17 protein-coding genes, 1 pseudogene and 1 riboswitch are annotated in these 20968 nt (G+C 73.6%); of the genes and pseudogenes, 9 read left to right on the top strand and 9 right to left on the bottom strand.

The genetic code is table 11. The features are described 5' to 3' along the window. Positions 1 to 19: 19 nt before the first annotated feature. The 3 genes from ACZ434_RS10440 to ACZ434_RS10430 are packed head-to-tail and all read left to right on the top strand — an operon-like array spanning position 20 to position 2890. Complete coding sequence (locus ACZ434_RS10440) at positions 20 to 1048, top strand: 3-oxoacyl-ACP synthase III family protein (protein ID WP_468453882.1); 1029 nt, start codon at positions 20 to 22, stop codon at positions 1046 to 1048. Positions 1049 to 1094: 46 nt separating this feature from the next. Continuing rightward, positions 1095 to 1394 carry a phosphopantetheine-binding protein gene (locus tag ACZ434_RS10435; protein WP_468453880.1) on the top strand — a complete coding sequence of 100 codons (300 nt, stop codon included), beginning with the start codon at positions 1095 to 1097 and terminating at the stop codon, positions 1392 to 1394. Further along, the gene (locus tag ACZ434_RS10430) at positions 1391 to 2890 is read left to right on the top strand and encodes an AMP-binding protein (protein WP_468453878.1); all 1500 of its coding nucleotides are present in this window, start codon (positions 1391 to 1393) and stop codon (positions 2888 to 2890) included. Before ACZ434_RS10435 ends, ACZ434_RS10430 begins: the two co-directional genes overlap by 4 nt. A 65-nt stretch (positions 2891 to 2955) precedes the next feature. Here ACZ434_RS10430 and ACZ434_RS10425 read toward each other — a convergent pair whose 3' ends face one another. After that, the gene (locus tag ACZ434_RS10425; protein WP_468453876.1) at positions 2956 to 3894 is read right to left on the bottom strand and encodes an HAAS signaling domain-containing protein; all 939 of its coding nucleotides are present in this window, start codon (positions 3892 to 3894) and stop codon (positions 2956 to 2958) included. After that, positions 3891 to 4229 carry a PadR family transcriptional regulator gene (locus tag ACZ434_RS10420; protein WP_190097551.1) on the bottom strand — a complete coding sequence of 113 codons (339 nt, stop codon included), beginning with the start codon at positions 4227 to 4229 and terminating at the stop codon, positions 3891 to 3893. The genes ACZ434_RS10425 and ACZ434_RS10420 overlap by 4 nt, the downstream gene beginning before the upstream one ends. A 199-nt stretch (positions 4230 to 4428) precedes the next feature. Continuing rightward, positions 4429 to 4611, top strand: a riboswitch (cobalamin riboswitch). Positions 4612 to 4641: 30 nt separating this feature from the next. Here ACZ434_RS10420 and ACZ434_RS10415 point away from each other — a divergent pair. The 4 genes and pseudogenes from ACZ434_RS10415 to ACZ434_RS10400 all read left to right on the top strand — a co-directional run bounded on the left by ACZ434_RS10415 (position 4642) and on the right by ACZ434_RS10400 (position 7303). Beyond that, positions 4642 to 5352, top strand: coding sequence for an energy-coupling factor ABC transporter permease (locus ACZ434_RS10415; protein ID WP_468453873.1), 711 nt, complete (start codon positions 4642 to 4644; stop codon positions 5350 to 5352). Beyond that, a complete protein-coding gene (locus ACZ434_RS10410; RefSeq protein WP_468453871.1) occupies positions 5349 to 5714 on the top strand; it encodes an energy-coupling factor ABC transporter substrate-binding protein in 366 nt (121 codons plus the stop codon). The genes ACZ434_RS10415 and ACZ434_RS10410 overlap by 4 nt, the downstream gene beginning before the upstream one ends. Before the next feature lie 6 nt (positions 5715 to 5720). Beyond that, positions 5721 to 6470, top strand: a pseudogene (gene cbiQ / locus ACZ434_RS10405) (cobalt ECF transporter T component CbiQ). Beyond that, entirely contained in the window at positions 6467 to 7303 is an 837-nt protein-coding gene (locus ACZ434_RS10400; RefSeq protein WP_468453869.1) for an energy-coupling factor ABC transporter ATP-binding protein, read from the top strand. The pseudogene cbiQ and the gene ACZ434_RS10400 overlap by 4 nt, the downstream one beginning before the upstream one ends. Before the next feature lie 56 nt (positions 7304 to 7359). On the opposite strand, the gene ACZ434_RS10395 is transcribed toward ACZ434_RS10400, so the two are convergent. From ACZ434_RS10395 to ACZ434_RS10385, 3 genes are all read right to left on the bottom strand, one after another. After that, complete coding sequence (locus tag ACZ434_RS10395; RefSeq protein WP_468453867.1) at positions 7360 to 8154, bottom strand: SGNH/GDSL hydrolase family protein; 795 nt, start codon at positions 8152 to 8154, stop codon at positions 7360 to 7362. A gap of 196 nt (positions 8155 to 8350) precedes the next feature. Then, positions 8351 to 13321 (bottom strand): DNA repair ATPase, encoded by a 4971-nt coding sequence (locus ACZ434_RS10390; protein WP_468453865.1) that lies wholly within the window; start codon positions 13319 to 13321, stop codon positions 8351 to 8353. Between the two features lie 70 nt (positions 13322 to 13391). Further along, entirely contained in the window at positions 13392 to 15437 is a 2046-nt protein-coding gene (locus ACZ434_RS10385; RefSeq protein WP_468453863.1) for an SPFH domain-containing protein, read from the bottom strand. 422 nt (positions 15438 to 15859) lie between these two features. On the opposite strand from ACZ434_RS10385, the gene ACZ434_RS10380 reads away from it, so the two are divergent. Next, positions 15860 to 16918 carry a PucR family transcriptional regulator gene (locus tag ACZ434_RS10380; RefSeq protein WP_468453861.1) on the top strand — a complete coding sequence of 353 codons (1059 nt, stop codon included), beginning with the start codon at positions 15860 to 15862 and terminating at the stop codon, positions 16916 to 16918. A 51-nt stretch (positions 16919 to 16969) separates the two neighbouring features. On the opposite strand, the gene ACZ434_RS10375 is transcribed toward ACZ434_RS10380, so the two are convergent. After that, positions 16970 to 17410, bottom strand: coding sequence for a DUF6299 family protein (locus ACZ434_RS10375; protein ID WP_468453860.1), 441 nt, complete (start codon positions 17408 to 17410; stop codon positions 16970 to 16972). A 233-nt stretch (positions 17411 to 17643) separates the two neighbouring features. Here ACZ434_RS10375 and ACZ434_RS10370 point away from each other — a divergent pair, with 233 nt between their 5' ends. After that, the gene (locus ACZ434_RS10370) at positions 17644 to 17838 is read left to right on the top strand and encodes a DUF5999 family protein (protein ID WP_468453858.1); all 195 of its coding nucleotides are present in this window, start codon (positions 17644 to 17646) and stop codon (positions 17836 to 17838) included. Between the two features lie 44 nt (positions 17839 to 17882). Here the strand turns inward: ACZ434_RS10370 and ACZ434_RS10365 are convergent, their stop codons facing one another. The 3 genes from ACZ434_RS10365 to ACZ434_RS10355 all read right to left on the bottom strand — a co-directional run bounded on the left by ACZ434_RS10365 (position 17883) and on the right by ACZ434_RS10355 (position 20926). Further along, positions 17883 to 18707, bottom strand: coding sequence for an alpha/beta fold hydrolase (locus ACZ434_RS10365; RefSeq protein WP_468453856.1), 825 nt, complete (start codon positions 18705 to 18707; stop codon positions 17883 to 17885). A 696-nt stretch (positions 18708 to 19403) separates the two neighbouring features. Continuing rightward, a complete protein-coding gene (locus ACZ434_RS10360) occupies positions 19404 to 19802 on the bottom strand; it encodes a RidA family protein (protein WP_468453854.1) in 399 nt (132 codons plus the stop codon). Then, positions 19799 to 20926, bottom strand: coding sequence for an acyl-CoA dehydrogenase family protein (locus ACZ434_RS10355; protein ID WP_468453852.1), 1128 nt, complete (start codon positions 20924 to 20926; stop codon positions 19799 to 19801). Before ACZ434_RS10355 ends, ACZ434_RS10360 begins: the two co-directional genes overlap by 4 nt. Between the last annotated feature and the right edge of the window lie 42 nt (positions 20927 to 20968).

Raw genomic sequence — 20968 nt, 5'->3', positions numbered from 1 at the left:
GCAGGGAGAGGAACCACGCATGGGCACGTCATCGGAGCTGGGTATCGCCGCCATCGGCATGGCCTTCGGTGAGCGGCGCGACGTGTCGGCGACGGCCGCCGACTACGTTCCCGACCCGGAGGCGGTCACGGCCCTCGGCTACCGGGCGTACCACCGCGTCGCGCCCGGCGTCACCGCCGTCGACCTGGCCGTGGAGGCCGCCCGGGAGGCCCTGGAGAACGCCGACGTCGCCGTCGCGGACCTGGATCTGATCGCCGTCGGCAACTCCGACGTGCCGGACTATCTGGGCTGGGACCCGTCGGCGGCCGTGGCACGGGCCCTGGGCGCGCACGGCACGCCCACCGTGCTGTTCACCCAGGCGTGCGCGGCGTGGTCGCCCGCGCTGGACCACGCCGCCGGCGCGATGGCGCTCTCCCCCGGTGTCGGGACCGCGCTGGTGGTCATGGTCAACGTGATGAGCGAGGCGCACGGCAACCGGATGGACTTCAACGGCTGCGTCGCCAGCGACGGGGCGGCCGCCGCCGTCGTGCGCCGCGGGCATCCCCGGCTGCGCCGGCTGTCCTCGGCGCAGTTCACCAACCCCGAGTACGCTGACCTGTTCCGCATCGAGTACGGCGGGGCGGCCGTACCGCTGCCGCCGCCGGGGCGCGGGCTGAAGGACGTCAGTCCGATGGCCTCCGTCTACCGGCACTTCGACCGGGACCCGGAGCGCTTCCGGGCGTTCATGGAGGAGATCACGGCGCGCCTCGCGGACGTCGTCGACGACGCCCTGGCGCGGGCGGGACGGGACCGGTCCGAACTGGCCCGGCTGATCCACATCAACGACAACCAGCAGACGTTCCGGGCGGTGGCCGACGCCGTCGGCCTCCCCCTCGACCGCACCAACGCCGAACTGGCCCGCACCCTGGGCCATATGGGCGCCGCCGACCAACTGGTCTGCCTCTGGCGGCACATCGAGGCCGGTGAACTGGCCCTCGGGGACCTGGTGGCCCTCACGGGCGTCGCCTCCCCGGGGATGCACTGGTTCTGCACGGTCGTCGAAGTGTGAGCCGGCGCACCCGGCATCCCCGCACCCGCGAAAGGACGTTACGTACATGGCCGCCGATCCCCCCTCCGCGCCGGTGGTGCCTCCCGCCCTGTCCGAGGCGGACATCGCCGATTTCGTCGTCGAGCGCTTCCTGCCCGGCGTCGACGCCGCCGAACTGGACCCGGAGTACGACCTGCTCGCCACCGCGGTGATCGACAGTCTCGCGGTCCTGCACATCGCGGCCTGGCTGGCGGACGAGCACGGCGTCGACCTGCCCGACGAGGAGCTCGCCGGACGCAACTTCCGCACCGTGCGCGCCATCCGGGCCACGGCCCTGCGGGCGGCGGCCGGGAAGGGGGCCGTATGACCTCCCCCCTGCCCCTCGCCGCCGCGTTCACCGCCCGGGCCGCCGAGCGGCCGTCCGCCCCCGCGCTCGTGTGGGGAGACCGTACGGTCGGCTACGGCGAGCTGCACGCCATGGCCTGCCGGGCCCGCGCCGGGGTGGAGGCCGCCGCGCCGCGTCCCGGGCGCCCGGTGGGGCTGCGGGTGCGGAAGTCGCCGGAGTCGGTGGCCCTGGTCCTGGGCTGTCTGATGGCGGGCCGCGGTTTCCTGCTGCCCTCGCACGAACTGCCCGAGCTGCCGCTCAAGGAGCTGTACGGCCAGGCCGGTTGCGCGGTGGTGCTCGGGGTGGCCGACGATCCGCTGGTGGACGTGGTGGTGGACCCGTCGGCCGCCGCGGACGGCGGTGCCGGGCGGGCGCGTCCGCCCGCCGGGGTCGCCGCGGACGACACCGGTTTCCTGCTGACCACGTCCGGCTCGACGGGCCTGCCGAAGATCGTGCCGCTGTCCCAGGGCGCGGTGGCCCGGTTCACCGCCTGGGCGGCGGACACCTTCCCCCTCGGTCCGGGCGCCACGGTCCTCAACTACGCGCCGCTCAACTTCGATCTGTGTCTGCTCGATGTGTGGAGCACCCTCGCGCACGGCGGGACGGTGGTGCTGGCCGACCCGGAGCGGGGCACCTCGGCGCGCTATCTGCACGACCTGGTCGCCGGCCACCGGGTCACCCTGGTCCAGGGCGTTCCCCTGCTGTTCGAGCTGCTCACCCGGGCCGCGGGCGAATCGGGCCCGCTGACCGCCCCGGAGCACCTGGTCTTCGCGGGCGAGGCGATGCCGGCCCGGGTGCTGGCGGGCCTGGCCCCGGTGTTCCCGCGGGCCCGCTGGTACAACAACTACGGCTGTACGGAGACGAACAACAGCTTCCTCCACGAGGTGGACCGCACCGGTCCGGTGACCGCGCCGCTGCCGATCGGACGGCCGCTGCCGGGTGTGCGCTGGCTGATCGCCGGGGACGACGACCGCGCCCTGACCGGACCCGGCCAGGGCGAACTGCTGGTCAGCACCCCGTTCCAGACGGCGGGTTACGTCAATGTCCCCGGCGGCGGCAGGTTCGCGCCGCACCGGGACGGGGTGCCCGGCGTGGTGTACTACCGCACCGGCGACGTCGCCCGGCGGCACGAGGACGGTTCGCTGAGCGTGCTCGGACGGACCGACTACATGGTCAAGGTGCGCGGCACCCAGGTGAGCACCCAGCACGTCGAGAGCATTCTGCTGGAGCACCCGGCGGTCGCCGAGGCGGCCGTCGTCGCGCTCCCGGACCCGGTCGCCGGCCACCGCCTGCACGCGCGCGTACGGCCGGCCGCGCCCGGCTCCGTGGGGGTGCTGGCGCTGCGCCAGTACTGTGCGGAGCGGGCGGTGCGGGCGGCGGTGCCGGGCGTGTTCGAGCTGGTGTCCGAGCCCTTGCCGAGGACGTCGACGGGGAAGATCGACCGCAACCGGATCCGGGACGCGCTGAGCACCGGGTGAGACGCGCACGAAGGGGGGCTGCCCGGCCGTGGCCGGGCAGCCCCCCTTCCCGTCGTCGCCCGCCGTCAGCGCAGCGCCGCGCGGAAGGCCTTGGCGACCGAGGTGACGCCGATGGCGAGCACGATGAGCGCCGCCCCGCCGTAGACGGACTCCTGGGACTCCCAGAGGGTCGTGGCGTCGGCCAGGAAGTCGGGGTTGAACAGCTCCTGTCGGTACAGCACCCAGGCCAGCGGCAGGGTGAACACCGCGTGGGCGAGTGCGTACCAGCCGGCCAGACGGACGGTCCAGCCCCGGCCGGCCACCCGTGCGACCCCGGCCACCGCGAGGCCGGCGAGACCGGCGAGAACCGGCCAGATCCAGCCCGACCACAGGTCCGGGTTCAGCACCTCCAGCCGCTCGCCGCCGTCCGCCCGGTACGGCTCGGCGGTGTGCTGCCAGACGATCAGCGCGAACAGCAGCACGTCCCAGGCCACGGCGGCGAGGGCCGCGACCCCGCCCCGGTCGTCCCGCGGGGCGTCGGGCAGTTCGTCCGGCGTCCAGCGCTCGCCCGTGGTGCCGCGGCGGTACCGCACCCGCTCGGTCACGGCGAACACCACGGTGATCGCCGCGACCAGTTGGGCGCCGACTCCGACCAGCGTGCCGGCGCCGACCCGGAGGGCCGCACCGAGGCCGCCGCCGTCGGCCACCTCCAGCAGCGCGAGGCCGAGGGAGAGGGCCGGCAGCACGCCGGTGACCAGGGGGACCAGCACCCGTATGTAGGCGGGATACAGGTCCGGGCCGATCAGGGACACGGGCCGGTCGGTGTACCGGGCCGCGTAGCGCACCGGGTCCCCCAGTTCGCTGAGCACCTCCCGCTCGGCCGCCTGGTGGTCGTCGCCGCCCCGCCCCTCGACGGTGTCGGCGATGGTGGCGCGGAGCTCCTGCGCCAGGTCCTCACGCTGGTCCGCCGGGAGCCGCCGGACCACCTCGTGGACATAGCGCTCGGTGAGCACCCCCGTACTCATTCGTTCTCCTTGGTGAGTCGTGAGATCGAGGCGACGAGATCCTGCCATTCCCGCACCAGGCCCTCGCGGACCCGGGATCCGTCGGGGCTGACGCGGTAGAACTTGCGCGGGCGGGACTCGTCGGTGTTCCACTCGCTCGTCAGCAGCCCCTGTTTCTCCAGGCGCCGCAGCAGTGGGTAGAGCGTGTTTCCGTCGACGGTGACCCCCGCGTCGTCGAGCGTCTCCAGGAGCGCATAGCCGTACTGCGGTTTCCGGAGCAGCGCCAGACAGGCGAGCACCACCGTCCCGCGGCGCAGTTCCTGCGCCTGGCTCAGGGTCAGTTCTTCTACGGACACGGCTCACACGATACTGTGCGCCGCACACTAATGTCACCCCCCGCTCCATGTGTGTTCCCGGGCCGACGGCCCGGACGCTAGGCGGCACGGGAGACAGCGGGGCGAACGGCGCGGGACCCTCCCCCGTCGCGCAGGTGTGCGCAGGTGTGCGCCGTCCGCGCGCCCCCGGTGACCGCTTGTCACCGGGCCGGTGGGGGCATTACTGTCGCCACGCCTTGGTGACGGGAAATCGGTGCGATACCGGTGCGGCCCTCGCCACTGTGATCGGGAAGTCCGGCTCCGGCCCTCGCGGGCAGCCACTGGGTCCCTCGGGACCCGGGAAGGCGGAGCACGGGCGGTGGTACCCGTCAGCCAGGAGACCGGCCAAGGCGCGTCAACCATCCACGAGGTGCTGGAGAGGGTCTGCTGAGCCATGCACATTGCCGAGGGTTTTCTGCCACCGGCGCACGCGGTCGCCTGGGGCGTCGCATCGGCGCCGTTCGTCGTCCACGGAGCCCGGTCGCTCATCCGTGAAGTCAGGGAACATCCCGAGAGCACACTGCTGCTCGGCGCCTCGGGAGCCTTCACCTTCGTCCTGTCCGCGCTGAAACTGCCGTCGGTCACGGGGAGTTGTTCCCACCCCACCGGCACGGGACTCGGCGCGATCCTGTTCCGGCCGCCGGTGATGGCGGTGCTGGGCACCATCACCCTGCTGTTCCAGGCGCTGCTGCTGGCCCACGGCGGGCTGACCACGCTCGGCGCCAACGTCTTCTCGATGGCGGTCGTCGGCCCGTGGGCCGGGTACGGCGTCCACCGGCTGCTGCGGCGGTCCGGAGCGCCGCTGATGGGCGCCGTGTTCTGCGGAGCGTTCGCCGCCGACCTGTCGACGTACTGCGTGACGAGCGTGCAGCTGGCGCTCGCCTTCCCCGACCCGGCCGGCGGATTCCCCGGCGCGCTGGGCACGTTCGGCTCCATCTTCGCCGTGACGCAGATCCCGCTCGCGGTGAGCGAGGGGCTGCTGACCGTGCTGGTGATGCGCATGCTGGTGCGCTCCAGCAGGGGCGAGCTGACCCGGCTCGGGGTGCTGGTGACCTCGGTGGCCGGGCGCAAGCCGGCGGAGCCGGCCGGGGCGGTGACCCGATGAGCCGCAACGCGAGGATCAACACACTGCTGCTGGCCCTCGTGGCCGCCCTCGCCGTGATCCCGCTGGTGTTCGGGCTCGGCGACCACAAGGAGGAGCCGTTCGCCGGCGCGGACGCCGAGGCGGAGACGGCGATCACCGAGATCGACCCGGACTACGAACCGTGGTTCTCCCCGCTGTACGAACCACCCTCCGGGGAGGTCGAGTCGGCGCTGTTCGCCCTCCAGGCGGCGATCGGCGCGGGCGTCCTCGCCTACTACTTCGGGCTGCGCCGCGGACGGCGGCAGGGCGAGGAGCGGGCGGTCGAGCGGACCGGGACAGCCGGGGACGCCGATGACGGGGCCGCCGCCGGACGACCGGTCTGACGGCCCGTGCTGCCGATCGACGCGGCAGCGCACAGCAGCCGCTGGCGCCGCCGTCATCCCGTGGACAAGGCCGTGCTGGGGCTCGGCCTCACCGTGCTCGCGATCGCACTGCCGCCCTGGCCGGGAGCGGCCCTGGTGCTGGTGACCGCGCTCACGGTGCTGCTCGGCCCGGCGGGGGTGCCGGCGCGGCGCCTGTGGCGGGCGTACCGGGTGCCGCTGGGCTTCTGCCTCACCGGAGCGCTCGCCCTGCTGGTGCGGGTGGGCGGGCCCGGCGGTTTCGTGTCCCCGGCCGCGGACGGGCCGCTGCGCGCCGGGGAGTTGCTGCTCCGTACGTCGGCGGCCTCCCTCGGGGTGCTGCTGTTCGCGTTCACCACGCCGATGTCGGACCTGCTGCCGCGTCTGGTGCGCGCCGGGGTGCCCGCACCGCTCGTGGACGTGGCGCTGGTGACGTACCGGATGAGCTTTCTGCTGCTGGACTCGGTGCGCCGGGTCTAGCGGGCGCAGGCCGCCCGGCTGGGTCACACCACCCGGGCGGCGACCTGGCGTTCGCTCGGCGGACTCGGGGCCACCGCCTTCGTCCGCTCCTTCGACCGGGCGGCGCGGCTGCACTCCGGGCTCGCCGGACGCGGCTACGACGGCACCCTGCGCGTGCTGGTGCCCGAGGCACGGGTCTCCGTGCGGTTCACGGCGCTGAGCGTGGCGCTGCTGGTGGCGCTGGCCGCCCTGACCCTCGTACTGGAAAGGCCGTTGTCGTGAGCGAGTCCGTGCTGGTGGCGCTGCGGGGTGCGTCCTTCGCGTACGAGGACGGCCCGCCCGTGCTCACCGGCCTGGACTTCGAGGTGCGCGAGGGCCGGGCGCTGGCCCTGCTGGGGCGCAACGGCAGCGGGAAGACGACGCTGATGCGGCTGCTGAGCGGCGGACTGCGGCCGGGGAGCGGCGAGTTGAGCGTCGACGGCGTACCCGTGCGCTACGACCGCAGGGGGCTGACCCGGTTGCGGACGACGGTGCAGCTCGTGGTGCAGGACCCGGACGACCAGTTGTTCGCCGCGTCGGTCGGGCAGGACGTGTCGTTCGGGCCGCTGAACCTCGGACTGCCCGTTACGGAGGTGCGTGCCCGGGTGGCGGAGGCGCTCGCCGCGCTGGACATCACGGCGCTCGCCGACCGGCCCACGCATCTGCTCTCCTACGGGCAGCGCAAGCGGACGGCGATCGCGGGCGCGGTCGCGATGCGGCCCCGCGTGCTGATCCTGGACGAGCCGACGGCGGGCCTGGACCCGGACGGCCAGGAGCGTCTGCTCGCCACGCTGGAGGGGCTGCGGGCGGGCGGTACGACGGTCGTCATGGCGACCCATGACGTGGACCTGGCCCTGCGCTGGGCCGACGACGCCGCCCTGCTCACCCCCTCGGGCGCGCACACCGGTCCGGCGGCCGGGACGCTGGCCCGCGCGGACCTGCTCGCGGCGGCGGGGCTGCGGCTGCCCTGGGGGGTGGCGGCGGCCCGACTGCTGCGGACGTACGGGCTGTTGACGGACGACGGGGCCGGTCCCCGGACGGCTGAGGAACTGATCGCCGCCCTGCCGGGCGGCTGACCGACCGGGTGCGAGGGCGGCGCCCGCGGACGGACGGCGCCCTCGCACGCAGTCGCCTAGGCCACGGAGCGGAAGGCGGGCAGGTAGCCGCTCGACTGGCCGACGGCCTTCGGGTGGTAGGAGTTGGTGACCGGGAGGGTGACGCTGTGCAGCCAGGCGTCGCCGGAGCAGAGTTCGTGTCCGGTGAACTCGTCCACCACCGACGAGAAGGTGAACCCGGCGTCGGCGGCCCGCTTGGCGAGCACCCCGTTCAGCACGTTCGAGGCGTTGTTGATCGCGCCGCGCTCGGTCTCGGTGAGCCCGGCGATGCAACTGCCCGACAGCTTGTAGAAGCGCGGGTACCCCAGCACCACCACGTGCGCCCGCGGGGAGCGGGAGCGGATGCCGGAGTACAGCGAATCGAGCTTGCCCGGCAGGGAGTTCTGCATCTGCGAGACGGCGGTGTCGACGCGGGAGACGCAGGTGGCCTCGCTCTGCAGCACACAGGTCTGCATGACGTCCGCGAAGCCGACGTCGTTGCCGCCCGCGGTGACGCTGACGAGCGTGGTCGAGGAGGACAGCGCGGACAGCTGGCCGGAGGACACGCTCGACGTCGTCGCACCCGAGCAGGCGACGAACCGGAACGACGACGGGGAGTTGGCGTTCGCCCACAGCTGCGGGTACGCCTTGGTGCTGCGCTTGCAGTCGCCGCTTTCGGACGTGTAGCCGCCCGCACCCACGCCGGAGGAGTAGGAGTCGCCGAGCGCCACGTAGTTGTCGCCGGCGGCCGAGGCCGGCTGAGCCATACCGAGCACGGTCACCGCACCCATCGCGAGAGCCGCGAGGGATGCCCGGAGAGATCGCACTGACACGTGACAGTCCGCCCTTCGAGAGGAGGGTCACAGGGATGGTTGATGAGGCAACCAAGGTTGTAGCAGCCCCGTGTACCGCTCGGTAACTCCCGGGACGAAAGTCATCCGTAATGCCCGAATGATCGTTCGGCGGGTTCGGCTCCGCGCGTAGATAAACCCCCGATTCACCTTTGTACGGGTGAATTTCAGGGGTGTTTCAGCGGCCGGCCTCCCCCGTCCCGCGGTCGGCGGGAGCGTCCGGGCGGGTCAGCAGCCGGCGGGGGTCCGCCGCCCGCGTGATGGCCGACTCGACGGCCGCGATCCGGTCGCCGAGCAGCGCGAGGGCGGCCACCGCGCGGGCCAGGGCGTCCTCGTCGGGGCCGCCCAGGGTGAGGGTGCGGACATGGGCCGCCTTCAGCTCCGCCCAGCGGGCCGACTGTTCCGCGGTGAGCGTGCCGCGCAGTTCGGCGAGCTTGAGCAGGCTCGCCTCGGCCCCGGTGGTGAGGGTCTGGGCCTCGGCCGTGTAGTGGTCGTCGATGACGGCGGTCAGCTCGGCGTCGTTCATGACGGGCTGGATCCGCTGGGCGATCTTGTTCATGTTGCGGTAGGAGCCCTGGAGCCGGAACGGCGGCTCGGTGCGGGCGTCGTCGGACTGGGCCGCGGAGGCGATGTACGCCGCGTTGACGGCGAGGACCGTACGGCGGGCGGTGAGCAGATGGCGGAGCACGGCCAGGACGCGGTCGAGTTCGCTGGGCGGGTACGGGTGGGTGAGGCGGTCGGGGCGGGCCGTGGGGTCGTCGCCGGCCAGCCGGATCAGCAGGTCCAGGTCGGCGCGGTCGCGGGAGGCGAGCGGGGCGAGCACCTCGTTGGCGGTGAGCGCGTTCTCCACGAAGCTGAGCGCGAAGACGTCCTCCTTGCCGGTGAGGACGTCGCCGAGGTTCCACACGTCGGCCCGGTTGGCCAGCATGTCCGGCACCCGGAAGACCTCGCCGGACTCGGTGTAGGGGTTGCCGGACATGCAGACGGCGAACCGCTTGCCGCGCAGGTCGTAGGTGCGCGGCTCGCCCTCCCACACGCCTTCCATCCGGCGGGTGGCGTCGCACAGCGGGATGAACTTCTGCAGCAGTTCGGGTGAGGTGTGCTGGATGTCGTCGAGGTAGAGCAGGGTGTTGCTGCCGGCGGCCAGCGCGAAGTTGATCTTCTCGACCTCCTGGCGGGCGGTCGCGTTCGGTGCCTCCGCCGGGTCCAGGGAGGTGACCGCGTGGCCGAGCGCCGGGCCGCTGACACGGACCAGGACCAGGCCGAGCCGGTGGGCGACGTACTCCATGAGGGTCGTCTTGCCGTAGCCGGGCGGGGAGACGAGCAGCAGCAGTCCGCCCGTGCCGGTGCGGGCGGACTCGCCCGTGGTGCCGAGCTGTTTGGCGAGGCTGTCGCCGACCAGCGGCAGATAGACCTCGTCGACCAGCCGGTTGCGGACGAACGACGCCATCACGCGCGGCCGGTGGTCGTCCAGGCGCAGCCGGGTGCGCTCGGCGGTCACCAGGGCGGTGCGGCGGCGCTGGAAGGCGCGGAAGGCCGGCACGTCGTGGACCCTGAACTCGTCGGTGCGGGCGAGGAATTCGTCGAGGCGCAGGGTGAGGCGGCGGTCGGTGACCCGGGGGTGGGTGGCGATCAGGCCCTCCACCGTGACGGTCAGGGGCGCGTCCGACTCGTGGCGGGGCAGGCCGGGGCAGAGCTCGGCGGCCACGGCCTCCGCGAGGTCGCCCGGCGCCACCTGCTCACCGGTGGCGGCGGTGTACGCGGTGAGCCAGGCCTCGACCAGCTGGCGGCGGGCGGTGAGGTCCTCCAGGACGGGGAGGTCCTCGTCGTAGGCGCCGGTGGCGGTGCGCCGGAACGTGTCGAGGAGGGTGCGGGCACGGGTGCTGATCACGAAGCCGTCGGGGCCGGTGGTCAGTTCGTCGAAGAGGTACGCGGCGCAGGCCTCGGGGCGGACGCCGGCGTCCTCGTCCCAGTTCCGCACGGCGCGGGCGAGTTCGGCGCGCAGCGCGTCGAGGGCGGGCGGCGCGCCGAAGGCGTCGCGGACCCGGGCGAGGGAACGGGCCCGCCGGGTGAGGTCCTCGCGCTCCCGGGCCCTGGTGCCGTGCGCCCAGTACAGCAGGGCGTGGGCGCGGGCGGCGGAGGCGTGGCGCAGGGTTCCGGCGCCGTCGTACAGGGGCAGCAGGGCGGTGAGGATCGCGGTCGCGTCGTGGTCGTGGACGCCGCGCTCGTAGCCCTCGTCGTACGCCTCCTCGGCGGCCCCGCGGACCAGGGCGGCGAGGTCGTCGGCGCCGGTGAGGGCGTCGGGGCCGTGCTCGTGCAGCAGGCGCGCGGCGAGGTGCTCGGCGCGGTGCACCTCGGGCGACTCGGACGGCAGGTGCCGGTGCCACAGGGGGCGGGCGGCGAGCAGGGCGGGGTCGGTGACGGGGGCGCGGTAGTCGGTGCCGGTGAGGGCGACGGCGAGGCCGTCGCCGTGCGGGACGACGGTGAGGTCGAAGGGCTGGGTGGAGACGGCGAAGCGGTGGGCGCCGAGGCGGATGGCGCGTCCGCCGTCCGCGTAGAGGTCGGTGCGGTCGCGCAGGGCGCGGGCGGCCTCCTCGTGCGCGGAGCGCAGCCGGCCCTCGAGCTCCTCGGCCCGTACCCGGTCGCCCAGTTCGCGCAGTTCGCCGGCGGTGCGGCGGACCTTGGCGACGAGCGGGTCGGAGGCGAAGTAGGTGCTCACCGCGTCGGTGTCGGCGAGGGACGCGCAGCGGCGGGCGATCGTCGTGAGGACGCGGTCGGCGGCGGAGGCGAGCTGTTCGGCGCGGCGGGCGCGGGCGTCGGTGAGGCTCTGCTTGCGGGCGGCGAACGCCTCGTGGATCTCGGTGCGTTCGGCGGCGAGCTCGTCGAGGACGTCGTCGAACTCGGCGAACCGGGACTCCAGCGCCTCCAGCTGGGTGAGGACGCGTGTGAGCTGGTCGTCGCAGGTCTCGGGGTCGCCGGCGGCGGCGAGGGCGCCGGTGACCGTCTGGCCGAGCAGGGCGAGTTCGGCGGCGAAACCGGCGCGCGCCTCCCGGTCGAGGAGACCGCGGCGGCGGGTGTCGAGGGTGGCGCGGGCACGGTTGACGCCGCCCAGGGCCTCGGCGACCCGCTCCAGGACGGCCGTGCGGACGGTGGCGTCGGTGATGTCGAGGCCGGCGACCACCTCGGTCACCGTGCGCAGCCCGTCGGCGAGTTCGTCGAGGCGGGCGGCGATCGGGGCGGCCTCGGCGGTGGTGGTGACCGACTCGATTGCGGCGTGCAGCCGTTCGAGCTCGGTGTGGTGCGCGGCGAAGGCGTCCTCGCGGGCGAGGAAGGCGATGGCGCGCTGCCCGAAGGAGGCGAGGTCCGTCTCGGCCGCGCCGGCCAGGGAGTCGATGCGGTCCCGGTCCGCGTACCGCATGTCCTTCAGGGTCAGCAGATGGCCCTGGGCCCGGCGCAGTTCGGTGAGGCCGGCGACCCAGGCGGCGGCCTCACGGGGCTGCTCGCCGCGCAGTCCGCGCACCACCGAGGCGATCCGGCCGGCCGCCTCGTCGAGCGCCTCGGCGGCCAGGCGGGTGAGGTCGCGTACGGTCTCGAACTCGGCCAGCACCTGCTCGGCGGTGGCGCGCACCTGGTCCAACGGCGTGCGCAGATCGCCGAGTCCGGTGTCGCCCAGCCAGTGGTGGGTGTCCAGGGCGCGGACGCAGTCGGCCGCGAGGGTGGTGTAGATCTCGGCCGTCGGGGTGCTCTCGGCGGCGGAACGGGCCAGGGACAGGCAGTCGGAGATGCCGCGTACCAGGTCGGCGTTGCCCACCCGGGCCAGCGGTCCTTCGCCGGCGGGCTGTGCGGCGGCGTGGGTGTCGGAGACGTAGGGCGAGTCCCAGAGCTGGACGGGGTGGACGCGGGCGGGTTCGTCGCCCTCGGGGCGCAGCAGGACGAGCTGCCCGTCGTCGAACAGGGCCCAGCCGTGGCAGACCATCGGGGTGGCGACGGCCTCGCGGATCTGGTTGTACGACAGCAGCAGTCCGCGTCCGCGTCCGGGGGCGTGGAACGCGTACAGCACGTCCTCGCCGTGCGGTGAGCGCACCTCACGCTCGAACTCCATGCCGCGGGTGTCGACTTCGTACGTCTTGTGGGCGCCGGCGGCGAGGCAGTAGCCGCCGGGGAACACGATGCCCTGGTCGTCGGGGAGCCGCCGGCAGCCCTGTCCGATGCCGTCCAGACGGGCGACGGTGCGGGTGAGGGTGGAGAAGACCAGGTAGCGGTGGGCGCTCTCCTTGTAGGGGAGGATCCGCAGCAGGATCAGGGGGCCGACGCGGGCGTGGGAGATCTCGGCGTCGGCGAGGGACTGCAGGGGCTCGTCGACGGGCTCGCTGTGGATGCCGTCGGGGGTGGTGGTGTCGTTGCCGGTCTTGACGGTGAGGGTGCCGCCGAGGGTGTCGACGAAGATCTCGCCCTGGACGGAGACGTGCGGGTGGCGGCCGACGACGTGGTCCTCGCGGGTGGTGGGGGTCCAGTCGACGCCGTCGGGCGGGGTGAGCGCGTGGTCGCGGTCGCCGCGGGCGTCGAGGAACGCGGCGCGGCCGTCCTCGGTGACCGACCAGCGCAGGACGCGGATGTCACCGGCCTTCTCGCCGGTCTGGAAGACCGCCAGCAGCTTGCCCTCGACGCGGCGCAGCCGCAGCAGGCGGGCCTGGCGGTAGTAGCGGTGCAGGGCGGCGAACTCGCGGAGGAAGCCGGGGTCGTCGAGGAGTCCGGGCACGGCGTCGTCGGGGAGGCGGTTCAGGTCGCGGTCGTGCGGGGCGAGGACGTCACCGACCGCGGTGTCCCGGTCGGGGCGGGGCCGGGCCTCGTAGCCGAAGAGGAGCACGTCGCCGACGGCGACGATGTCGCGGGGGACGCCGGCGCGTTCGGTGCGCAGCCGTTCGGTGCCGGTGAGGCGCAGTTCGGGGGCGCCGAACTCCTCGGCCCGGCGGTGGTTCAACGCCTCGGCACGGCGGGCCAGTTCGGTGGCCTGTGCGGTGAGGCGGTCGCGCAGGACCCGGTAGGCGCCGCCGTCGGCGGTCGCGGCGACCGCGGTGGTGTCCGTCGCGGGGCCGGCCGGGTCCGGGTTCTCGTGGCGGACGGCGGGCTCGTGGGTGCTGCTGGTCATGACTGCCTCTCGGGAAGGGAGCGGCCGGGAGCCGCCGTCCCCTGTGCGGCGGCTCCCGGCCCGATGGTGGTCAGGCCCTCGTGCGGCCGTTCAGCTCGGCCAGCGGTGTGTCCGAGAGACCCAACTCACCTGCTTTTTCGATCAGTTCCTTGAACCGACCGCTGTTCTCGCCGCCCTGCCGCATCAGCCGCATCAGCAGGGCCGAGACCGTGAGGTTCTGGACGTCGCCGGTGGAGACCGAGCCGAGGATGCGGCTCAGGTCGTCGGTGAAGCTCGCGGAGCCGTCCAGCCAGGGACCGGCGAGCGTCTGGGCCGTCCGGGAGTTCTGGACGAAGCCGTCGACGCCCTTGCCGAGCGCGATGGAGGACACCAGCCGGTCGAGGAAGACCGACTCCCCGCCGACGATGCTGATGTCCGCGTTCTCCAGTCCGGTCGCCAGGACCGTGGCCTGCGCCTCGGCGACCTGCCGCTGCACGTCGAGTCCGGCGAGCCGGACGTCCTTCTCGGCCTCCAGCCGCAGCCGGTACTCCTCGTGGCCGCGGGACGCCTCGTCGAGGGCGGCCATCGCCGCCGCCTTCTCGGTGAGGCCGGCCGCCTCCGCACGCAGCTTGCCGCTGATGGCCTCCGCGTCGGCGAGGGCCTTGGCCCGCGCGCCCTCGGCCTCCGCGCGCAGCCGGGCCTCGGTGGCCTCGGCCTCGGCGCGGCCCGCCTTCTCGATGACCTCGGCCTCCTTGTCGCGGACCCGCACGGCGGCCAGTCCCTCGGCGGCGGACTCCGCCTGGACGCCCTCGGCCAGGCGCAGCTTGGCCTGCGCGTCCAGGTCGGCCGTCTTCAACCGGGCCTCGGCGAGGGTGAGTTTCTCGGCGGCGCGGTGCGTGGCGGCCTGCTCCGCGGCCTCCGCGGCCTTGATGTCCTTGACCAGCTTCTCCTGCGCCTCGGCCTCCGCCGCGATGATGACGGCCTGCCGCTCCCGCTCGGCCTCCTCCACGGCCCGCAGCCGCTTGATGGACTCCTCCTGCTCGGCGACCGTACGGTCCACCGCCACCCGCTCGCGGATGACCTCGGCGATCTCCCGCTTCTCCGCCTCGACCTCCTTGTCGGCGGCGATCCTGGTCAGTTCGGTCTCGCGTTCCCGGGCGATGACCTCCAGCAGACGGTCCTTCTCGATGCGCTCGCTCTCGACGGCGATGACCCGCTCGCGGTTCTTGGCGGCGACGGCGACCTCACGGGCCTGGTTCTCGCGCTGCACACCGAGCTGTTCCTCGGTGCGCAGGAAGGCGCTCTGCGCGCGCAGCCGCTCCTCCTCCACCACCCGGGCGGTCTCCGCCTCCTCACGGGCCCGTACGGTCTCGATCTCCCGCCGCTGCTTGATCTCGGCGTCCGCCTGCCGGCGCTCCAGCTCCAGGATCGCCTCGCGCGCGTCGACGTCCTGGCGGGTGATCTCCTTCTGCTCGTTGCGCTGGGCCTCGTTGGTGCGGACGTGCTCCACGGCCGTCAGCTCGGTGATCTTGCGGATGCCCTGCGCGTCGAGGACGTTGCCCGGGTCGAGCTGCTTCAGCGGCGTCTGCTCCAGGTAGTCGATCGCGGCGTCCTCGAGGTGGTAGCCGCTGAGGTCGACGCCGATGACCTCGATGATGCGGTACCGCAGTTCCTCGCGCTTGGTGTAGAGGTCGGTGAAGTCCATCTGCTTGCCGACGGTCTTCAGCGCCTCGGAGAACTTGGCGTGGAACAGCTCCTGCAGCGTGTTGCGGTCGCTGGCCCGCGCGGTGCCGACGGCCTGGGCGACCTTGATGACGTCCTCGACGGTCTTGTTCACCTTGACGAAGAACGTGATGCGGATGTCCGCGCGGATGTTGTCCCGGCAGATCAGGCCTTCCTTGCCGGCCCGGGTGATCTCGATGGTCTTCACCGAGATGTCCATCACCTCGGCCTTGTGCAGCACCGGCAGCACGACCGACCCGGTGAACGTCACGTCGACCTTGCGGATCTTGGAGACGATCAGCGCCTTGCCCTGTTCCACCTTGCGGAACAGCTTGGTGACGAGCAGCAGACCGATGAGCACGAGCAACAGGGCGACGCCGACGAGTACGGCGATGCCCACGGTGGCGGCATCCATGGGGACACGTCCTTCTGGGCTGATAAGTGAGCAGAAGTCGGGTGAAGAGGCGCCTCGTTGGCGAGACGGGTGAATGTCCGGTGGAAGGGGAGACGGCTCAGCCGGCGCTGCGGTTCGGTTCGTCCGGGAAGGGCTGGTGCAGCGGCCGTACGAAGCGGGGGGCGGGGCTCACGCGTGTGTGCATCTGCGCCCCCTCCCGTTCACCACTCGACGTCGTCAGTACGGCACCGCCCGCTCCGGTTCCGGCGCGGGACGCCTGCCGGTGCCCGGCACCGGAACCGTCCGCGGTGCTCCCCGCGGACCATGGTGCCGGGCGGGGACACGCCCGCGCATTGCCGGATTCCGGCAAGGTTCATTACTGTCTGCATGCCGGTGCGTCAACATGAACGCATCAGGGACGCGTTAAGACTTGGGGGGACCCCGTGACGGAACGAGAGATTCCGGAGGAGTATCTGGAGGGCTGTGCCCACATTCTCGCCGAAGTGGCGGCGACGGGACGGCGCCTCACCCGGGACGAGATCGCCTCACGCCGGGCCCTGGGGGAACGGGCGGCGGAGGCGGGGTTCGGACTGCGCTCCCTCGTCAGCGCCCATCTGTCGGCCGCCCGCGCGGCGTGGCCCCGGGGTGCGGACTCCGCGGCGGGCGCGCTCGCGGCCGTACAGCAGGTCGTGGACGCGTTCGCCGAGGGCTACGAGCGGGCGCAGCGGCTGGCGGTGCGTCAGGAGGAGGCGGCACGGCGGGAGTTCATCGACGACCTGCTGTACGGGCGCAGCGATCTGGGCCGGCTCGCGGAACGCGCCGAGCGCTTCGGTCTGCGGCTGTCCCACGAGCACGCGGTGGCCGTCGCCCGGGGGCCGGTCGCCTACGACGAGGGCGATCCGGTGCCGCGGCGCGTCGAGCAGGCGCTGATAGCGCGCTTCGGTGACCGCAGCGTCCTGCTCACCACCAAGGACGGCCGGCTGCTGTGCATCGCGCCCGGGCACCAGGGCGATGTGCTCACCCACTTCGCCAAGCAGGCGCACGCCGCCACCGACGGCGGCCAGGTCGCCATCGGCCGCCCGCAGTCCGGCCCCGGCGGGGTGGTCCAGTCGTACGAGGAGGCCCTGAGCTCCCTGGAGATCGCCGAGCGGCTGGGCATGGACGACCCGGTGCTGCGCGCGTCCGAGCTGCTCGTCTACCCCGTGCTGGCCCGCGACCGGCAGGCCATGGCCGACCTGGTCCACAACACCCTCGGCCCGCTGACCACGGCCCGCGGCGGGGCCCAGCCCCTGCTCGACACGCTCACCGCCTACTTCGACTCCGGCTGTGTCGCCGCGGAGGCGGCCCGGCGGCTGTCGCTGAGTGTGCGCGCGCTGACCTACCGGCTGGAGCGCATCCACAAACTCACCGGCGCCAATCCCTGCGACCCGGCGCACCGGTACATGCTCCAGACGGCGGTGATCGGGGCGCGGCTGCTGGACTGGCCGGACGGCGGGCTGTGAGCCGGTGCCCACGCACGGGCCCCACCTCGCCCGCCGGCCGCCAGGGGGCGGTCAGTCCCGGACCAGGGTGACGGCCTGCCGTTCTACGGCGTGGGGAACGGGCAGCAGGACGATGCCGCTGGGGCGCAGTTCCATGATCGTGGCCTCGACGTGCGCCGGGCCGGCCTTGAGCGCGCCGTCGGCCACGCGGCCGGTGTTCTTCCAGTGGTGGACCTTCCCGTCGCACACGGCGTGGGTGCCGCCGATGCCGTAGCGGAGGGTGGAGTCGGCGGTGCGGCCCACCGAGGAACTGATGAAGACCCGTCCGGTGGCGGCCTCGCAGCGGTAGGTGCCGGAGAGGGTGATCACGCCGTCGTCGGCGATCCGTCCCTCCGCGTTCACCGTCACGGCCTCCGCGGGGTCGGCCGCGGCGGCCGAGGACGCTGTCGCGGCGGCGCCGAGCAGCAGGAGCGCGGCACCGGCCGCCGCTCCGAGAACAGGTCGTACGGGCATGGGAACCTCCGGGAACGAGCGGAATGGGGCTCTCCACCAGTACCCGGCGCACGGGCCCGCGGCCACTCGGCGTCACCCTTCGGTGGCCGGGCGGTACCGGCCGTCGGCGAACCGTCCCGGGAATGTCCGGGAGCTGTCACGCTTCGCGCCCGGCCGTTCCGATGGGGGTCCGGTCGGCGCATGGTCTGTGTGTACGACCCGTTCGGACCGTTCCACCTATGTGGAGGTGCGCCATGTGTGCCCACCAGCCTTCCTGCCCCCGGACCGAATCCCCCGTCCCGCATGTGGTGGCCGCCCACCCGGAGCAGGGCTGGAGCCTGCTGTGCGACGGTGTGATCGTCTTCGACGACACCGGTGAGCTGCTCCCCGACGGCCGGGTGGTGGCCCCGCACCGGATGCCCGCCGACCGCCTGGTGGCCGCGGCCTGACGCTGACGCGGGCCGCCGGCCGCCGGTGCGGCTGCGGTCGCGGCTCACCCTTCCGCGACGAACCACCGCAGCAGGGAGGCGAGCCGCTCCGGGCGGTCCTCGGCGATCAGCGTCCGCGTGTCACGGATCTCCGCCAGCCGCCCCGCGGGGAGCAGTTCGGCCAGACGGCGGCCGTGCTCCCGGGGCATCATCCGGTCCTCGACGGCCCAGACGACCAGCGCGGGCCGGTCGAAGTACCGCAGGCCCTGAGCGGCTTCGAGCAGTTCGGTACGCCGGACATGGGTCCCGTAGTGCCGGAAGTCCCGCCGGATCGCCGGGTCGGTGCGCAGGGGGCGCAGCCAGCGGTCGACGATCTCGTCCGGTACGGGACGTTTGGTGAGCGCGCCGAGGCCGACCGGGAGCCTGCGCAACGGCTTCCAGCCCAGGGTGCGGACCATGAGCGGGATGCCGCCGGGGACCCTGCAGGCCAGGCCGATCATCTTGCCGGGCAGTCCCGGCGGATAGTTGTCGAAGGCCTCGCAGGAGATCAGCACCAGCCGCGCCAGCCGTTCGGGGTGCCGGGCCGCGACGGTCTGGGCGCGTCCGCAGTCGCTCTCGACGAGGGTGACGTCCCTGAGGTCCAGCCGGTCCAGGAACTCCGCGATCAGCTCGTTGACCAGGTCGGGCGTGGGCGGCCGGGTCATGGGCCTGCGGTGCGATCCGTAGGGCAGGGTGGGTGCCAGGATCCGGTGGCCGTCCCGCAGCGCGGCGACGACCTTCCGCCAGACGGAGGAGTCCTGCACGAGCCCGTGCAGCAGAACGACGACCGGCCCCTCCCCTCCCGTGTCCTCGTACTCGACCGTACCCGCGCTCAGTTCGATCTCCGGCATGCTGCCAGGCTAGGGCCGTCCGGCGGGGCGCGCCGGAGGAGACACGGAGCACCCGCGACCGGAAGGCGTGAGCCACCCCCGGCAACACCGCGCTCACCTGCCCGCCCCCAACCCCCGCTCCCCCACACAACCCCAAACACGCCCGCCCGGCCGAACACGAGCCGCGCCGCGAAGCCCGCAGTCGCGCCCCAGGCGACACGACGACCGGCACCCGCCCCACCACCCCACAGGCACGACCCTCCATCACCCGCACTCCACACCCCCCACACACAGCCCCAAACACACCCGGCCAGTCGGGCACGAGCCGCGCCGGGAAGCCCGCAAGTCGCGCCCCAGGCGACACGACACCCGGGCACCCACCCCTCCACCCCGCAGGCACAGCCATCGATACACCCGCACTCCACGCCCCAACCCCCACACACAGCCCCCGAACACGCCCGCCCGGCCGAACACGAGCCGCGCCGCGAAGCCCGCAGGACGCGCCCCAGGCGACACGACGACCGGCACCCGCCCCACCATCCCGCAGGCACAGCCATCGATACGCCCGCACTCCACACCCCGGCCCCCACACAGCCCCGAGCACGCCCGGCCGGGCGCGGGGGCCGGGGTGCGGCCGGGGAGCCGGTGGGGCGGGCCGGAGGTGACATGACGTCCGGTACCCGCCCCGTCGCCCGGGAGGGGGCGGTGGACGGGCGTTCAGGGGAGCAGGGCGAAGCCGTCGAGTTCCAGCAGGGCGCGTTCGTCCCAGAGGCGGGTCACTTCGACGACCGCCATCGCCGGGTAGTCGCGGCCGGCCAGCTCGCGCCACACGCGGCCGACTTCGCGGGCGTGGGTGCGGTAGTCGGCGACGTCGGTGGCGTACACGGTGACGCGGGCCAGGTCGGCGGGGGTGCCGCCGGCGGCGCGCAGGGCGGTGAGGAGGTTGGCGAGGGCGCGGGCGAACTGTTCGGGCAGCGTGTCGCCGACCACCTTGCCGTCCGCGTCGAGCGCGGTCTGGCCGGCCAGGAACACCAGCCGGGAGCCGGTGGCGACGACCGCGTGCGAGAAGCCGGCCGGCGGGGAGAGTTCGGGCGGATTGACGCGCTCGGTGGTCACCGGTCCTCCAGGTTCTTGTACAACTCCTTGGCGATGATGCCCCGTTGCACTTCGCTCGCCCCCTCGTAGATGCGGGGCGCGCGGACCTCGCGGTAGAGGTGTTCGAGCAGGTGCCCGCGTTGCAGGGCGCGGGCGCCGTGCAGCTGGACGGCGCGGTCGACGACGTACTGCGCGGTCTCGGTGGCCAGCAGTTTCGCCATCGCCGCGCGCCGGGGGACGTCGGCGGCGCCCGCGTCGTACGCCGTGGCCGCCGCATACACCATCAGGCGGGCCGACTCCGTGCGCAGAGCCATCTCGGCGACCTGGTGGGCGACGGACTGGAGGTCCTTCAGCCTGCCGCCGAACGCCTCCCGCCGGGCGGTGTGGGCGAGGGTGGCGTCCAGGGCGGCCTGGGCCATGCCGACGGCGAAGGCGCCGACGCTGGGCCGGAACAGGTTGAGGGTGTCCATGGCGACCCGGAAGCCGCCGTCCGGCTCACCGAGCACGTCGTCGGCGGTCACCGGTACGGCGTCGAAGGCGAGGGCGCCGATGGGGTGCGGGGAGATCATGTCGAGGCGGCGGCCGGTGAGGCCGGGGCGGTCGGCGGGGACGAGGAAGGCGGTCACGCCCCGGGCGCCGGCGTCCGGGGTGGTGCGGGCGAAGACCGTGCAGAAGTCGGCGTCGGGGGCGTTGGAGATCCAGCACTTCTCCCCGGTGAGCCGCCAGCCCGAGGGGCCGTCCGGGTGGGCGGTGAGGGACAGCGCGGCCGCGTCCGAGCCGGCGCCCGGCTCGCTGAGCGCGAACGCCGCGACCGCGCTGCCGTCGCTCACCCGGGGGAGCCAGCGGGCGCGCTGGGCGGGGGTGCCGTGGGCGTGCACCGGGTGGGCGCCCAGGCCCTGGAGGGCGAGGGCGGTCTCCGCCTCCGTACAGGCGTGGGCGAGGGATTCGCGCATCAGGCACAGGTCGAGCGCGCCGGAGGTGAACAGGCGGGGCAACAGGCCGAGCGCGCCCAGTTCGGCGACCAGGGCGCGGTTGACGCGTCCGGGTTCGCCCTTCTCGGCGAGCGGCCGCAGCCGGTGCGCCGCCAGTGCGCGCAGCTCCGCGCACCGGGCGAGTTGTTCCGGTTGGAGCGAGAATGCGGTCATCGCCGGTCCCTTCCCTCGCCGCCGGTCCACCGCCGAGGTTAT

Source organism: Streptomyces sp. NPDC030893, assembly GCF_055571535.1.
This window is presented reverse-complemented; position numbering and strand designations above follow the sequence as displayed.

What these genes read in the sequence shown, in the direction of transcription:
- ACZ434_RS10390 (WP_468453865.1), bottom strand. Translation starts at nt 13,321, where the DNA reads ATGACCAGCAGCACCCACGAGCCCGCCGTCCGCCACGAGAACCCGGAC.
- ACZ434_RS10375 (WP_468453860.1), bottom strand. Translation starts at nt 17,410, where the DNA reads ATGCCCGTACGACCTGTTCTCGGAGCGGCGGCCGGTGCCGCGCTCCTG.
- ACZ434_RS10410 (WP_468453871.1), top strand. Translation starts at nt 5,349, where the DNA reads ATGAGCCGCAACGCGAGGATCAACACACTGCTGCTGGCCCTCGTGGCC.
- ACZ434_RS10355 (WP_468453852.1), bottom strand. Translation starts at nt 20,926, where the DNA reads ATGACCGCATTCTCGCTCCAACCGGAACAACTCGCCCGGTGCGCGGAG.
- ACZ434_RS10365 (WP_468453856.1), bottom strand. Translation starts at nt 18,707, where the DNA reads ATGCCGGAGATCGAACTGAGCGCGGGTACGGTCGAGTACGAGGACACG.
- ACZ434_RS10425 (WP_468453876.1), bottom strand. Translation starts at nt 3,894, where the DNA reads ATGAGTACGGGGGTGCTCACCGAGCGCTATGTCCACGAGGTGGTCCGG.
- ACZ434_RS10370 (WP_468453858.1), top strand. Translation starts at nt 17,644, where the DNA reads ATGTGTGCCCACCAGCCTTCCTGCCCCCGGACCGAATCCCCCGTCCCG.
- ACZ434_RS10430 (WP_468453878.1), top strand. Translation starts at nt 1,391, where the DNA reads ATGACCTCCCCCCTGCCCCTCGCCGCCGCGTTCACCGCCCGGGCCGCC.
- ACZ434_RS10435 (WP_468453880.1), top strand. Translation starts at nt 1,095, where the DNA reads ATGGCCGCCGATCCCCCCTCCGCGCCGGTGGTGCCTCCCGCCCTGTCC.
- ACZ434_RS10415 (WP_468453873.1), top strand. Translation starts at nt 4,642, where the DNA reads ATGCACATTGCCGAGGGTTTTCTGCCACCGGCGCACGCGGTCGCCTGG.
- ACZ434_RS10440 (WP_468453882.1), top strand. Translation starts at nt 20, where the DNA reads ATGGGCACGTCATCGGAGCTGGGTATCGCCGCCATCGGCATGGCCTTC.
- ACZ434_RS10385 (WP_468453863.1), bottom strand. Translation starts at nt 15,437, where the DNA reads ATGGATGCCGCCACCGTGGGCATCGCCGTACTCGTCGGCGTCGCCCTG.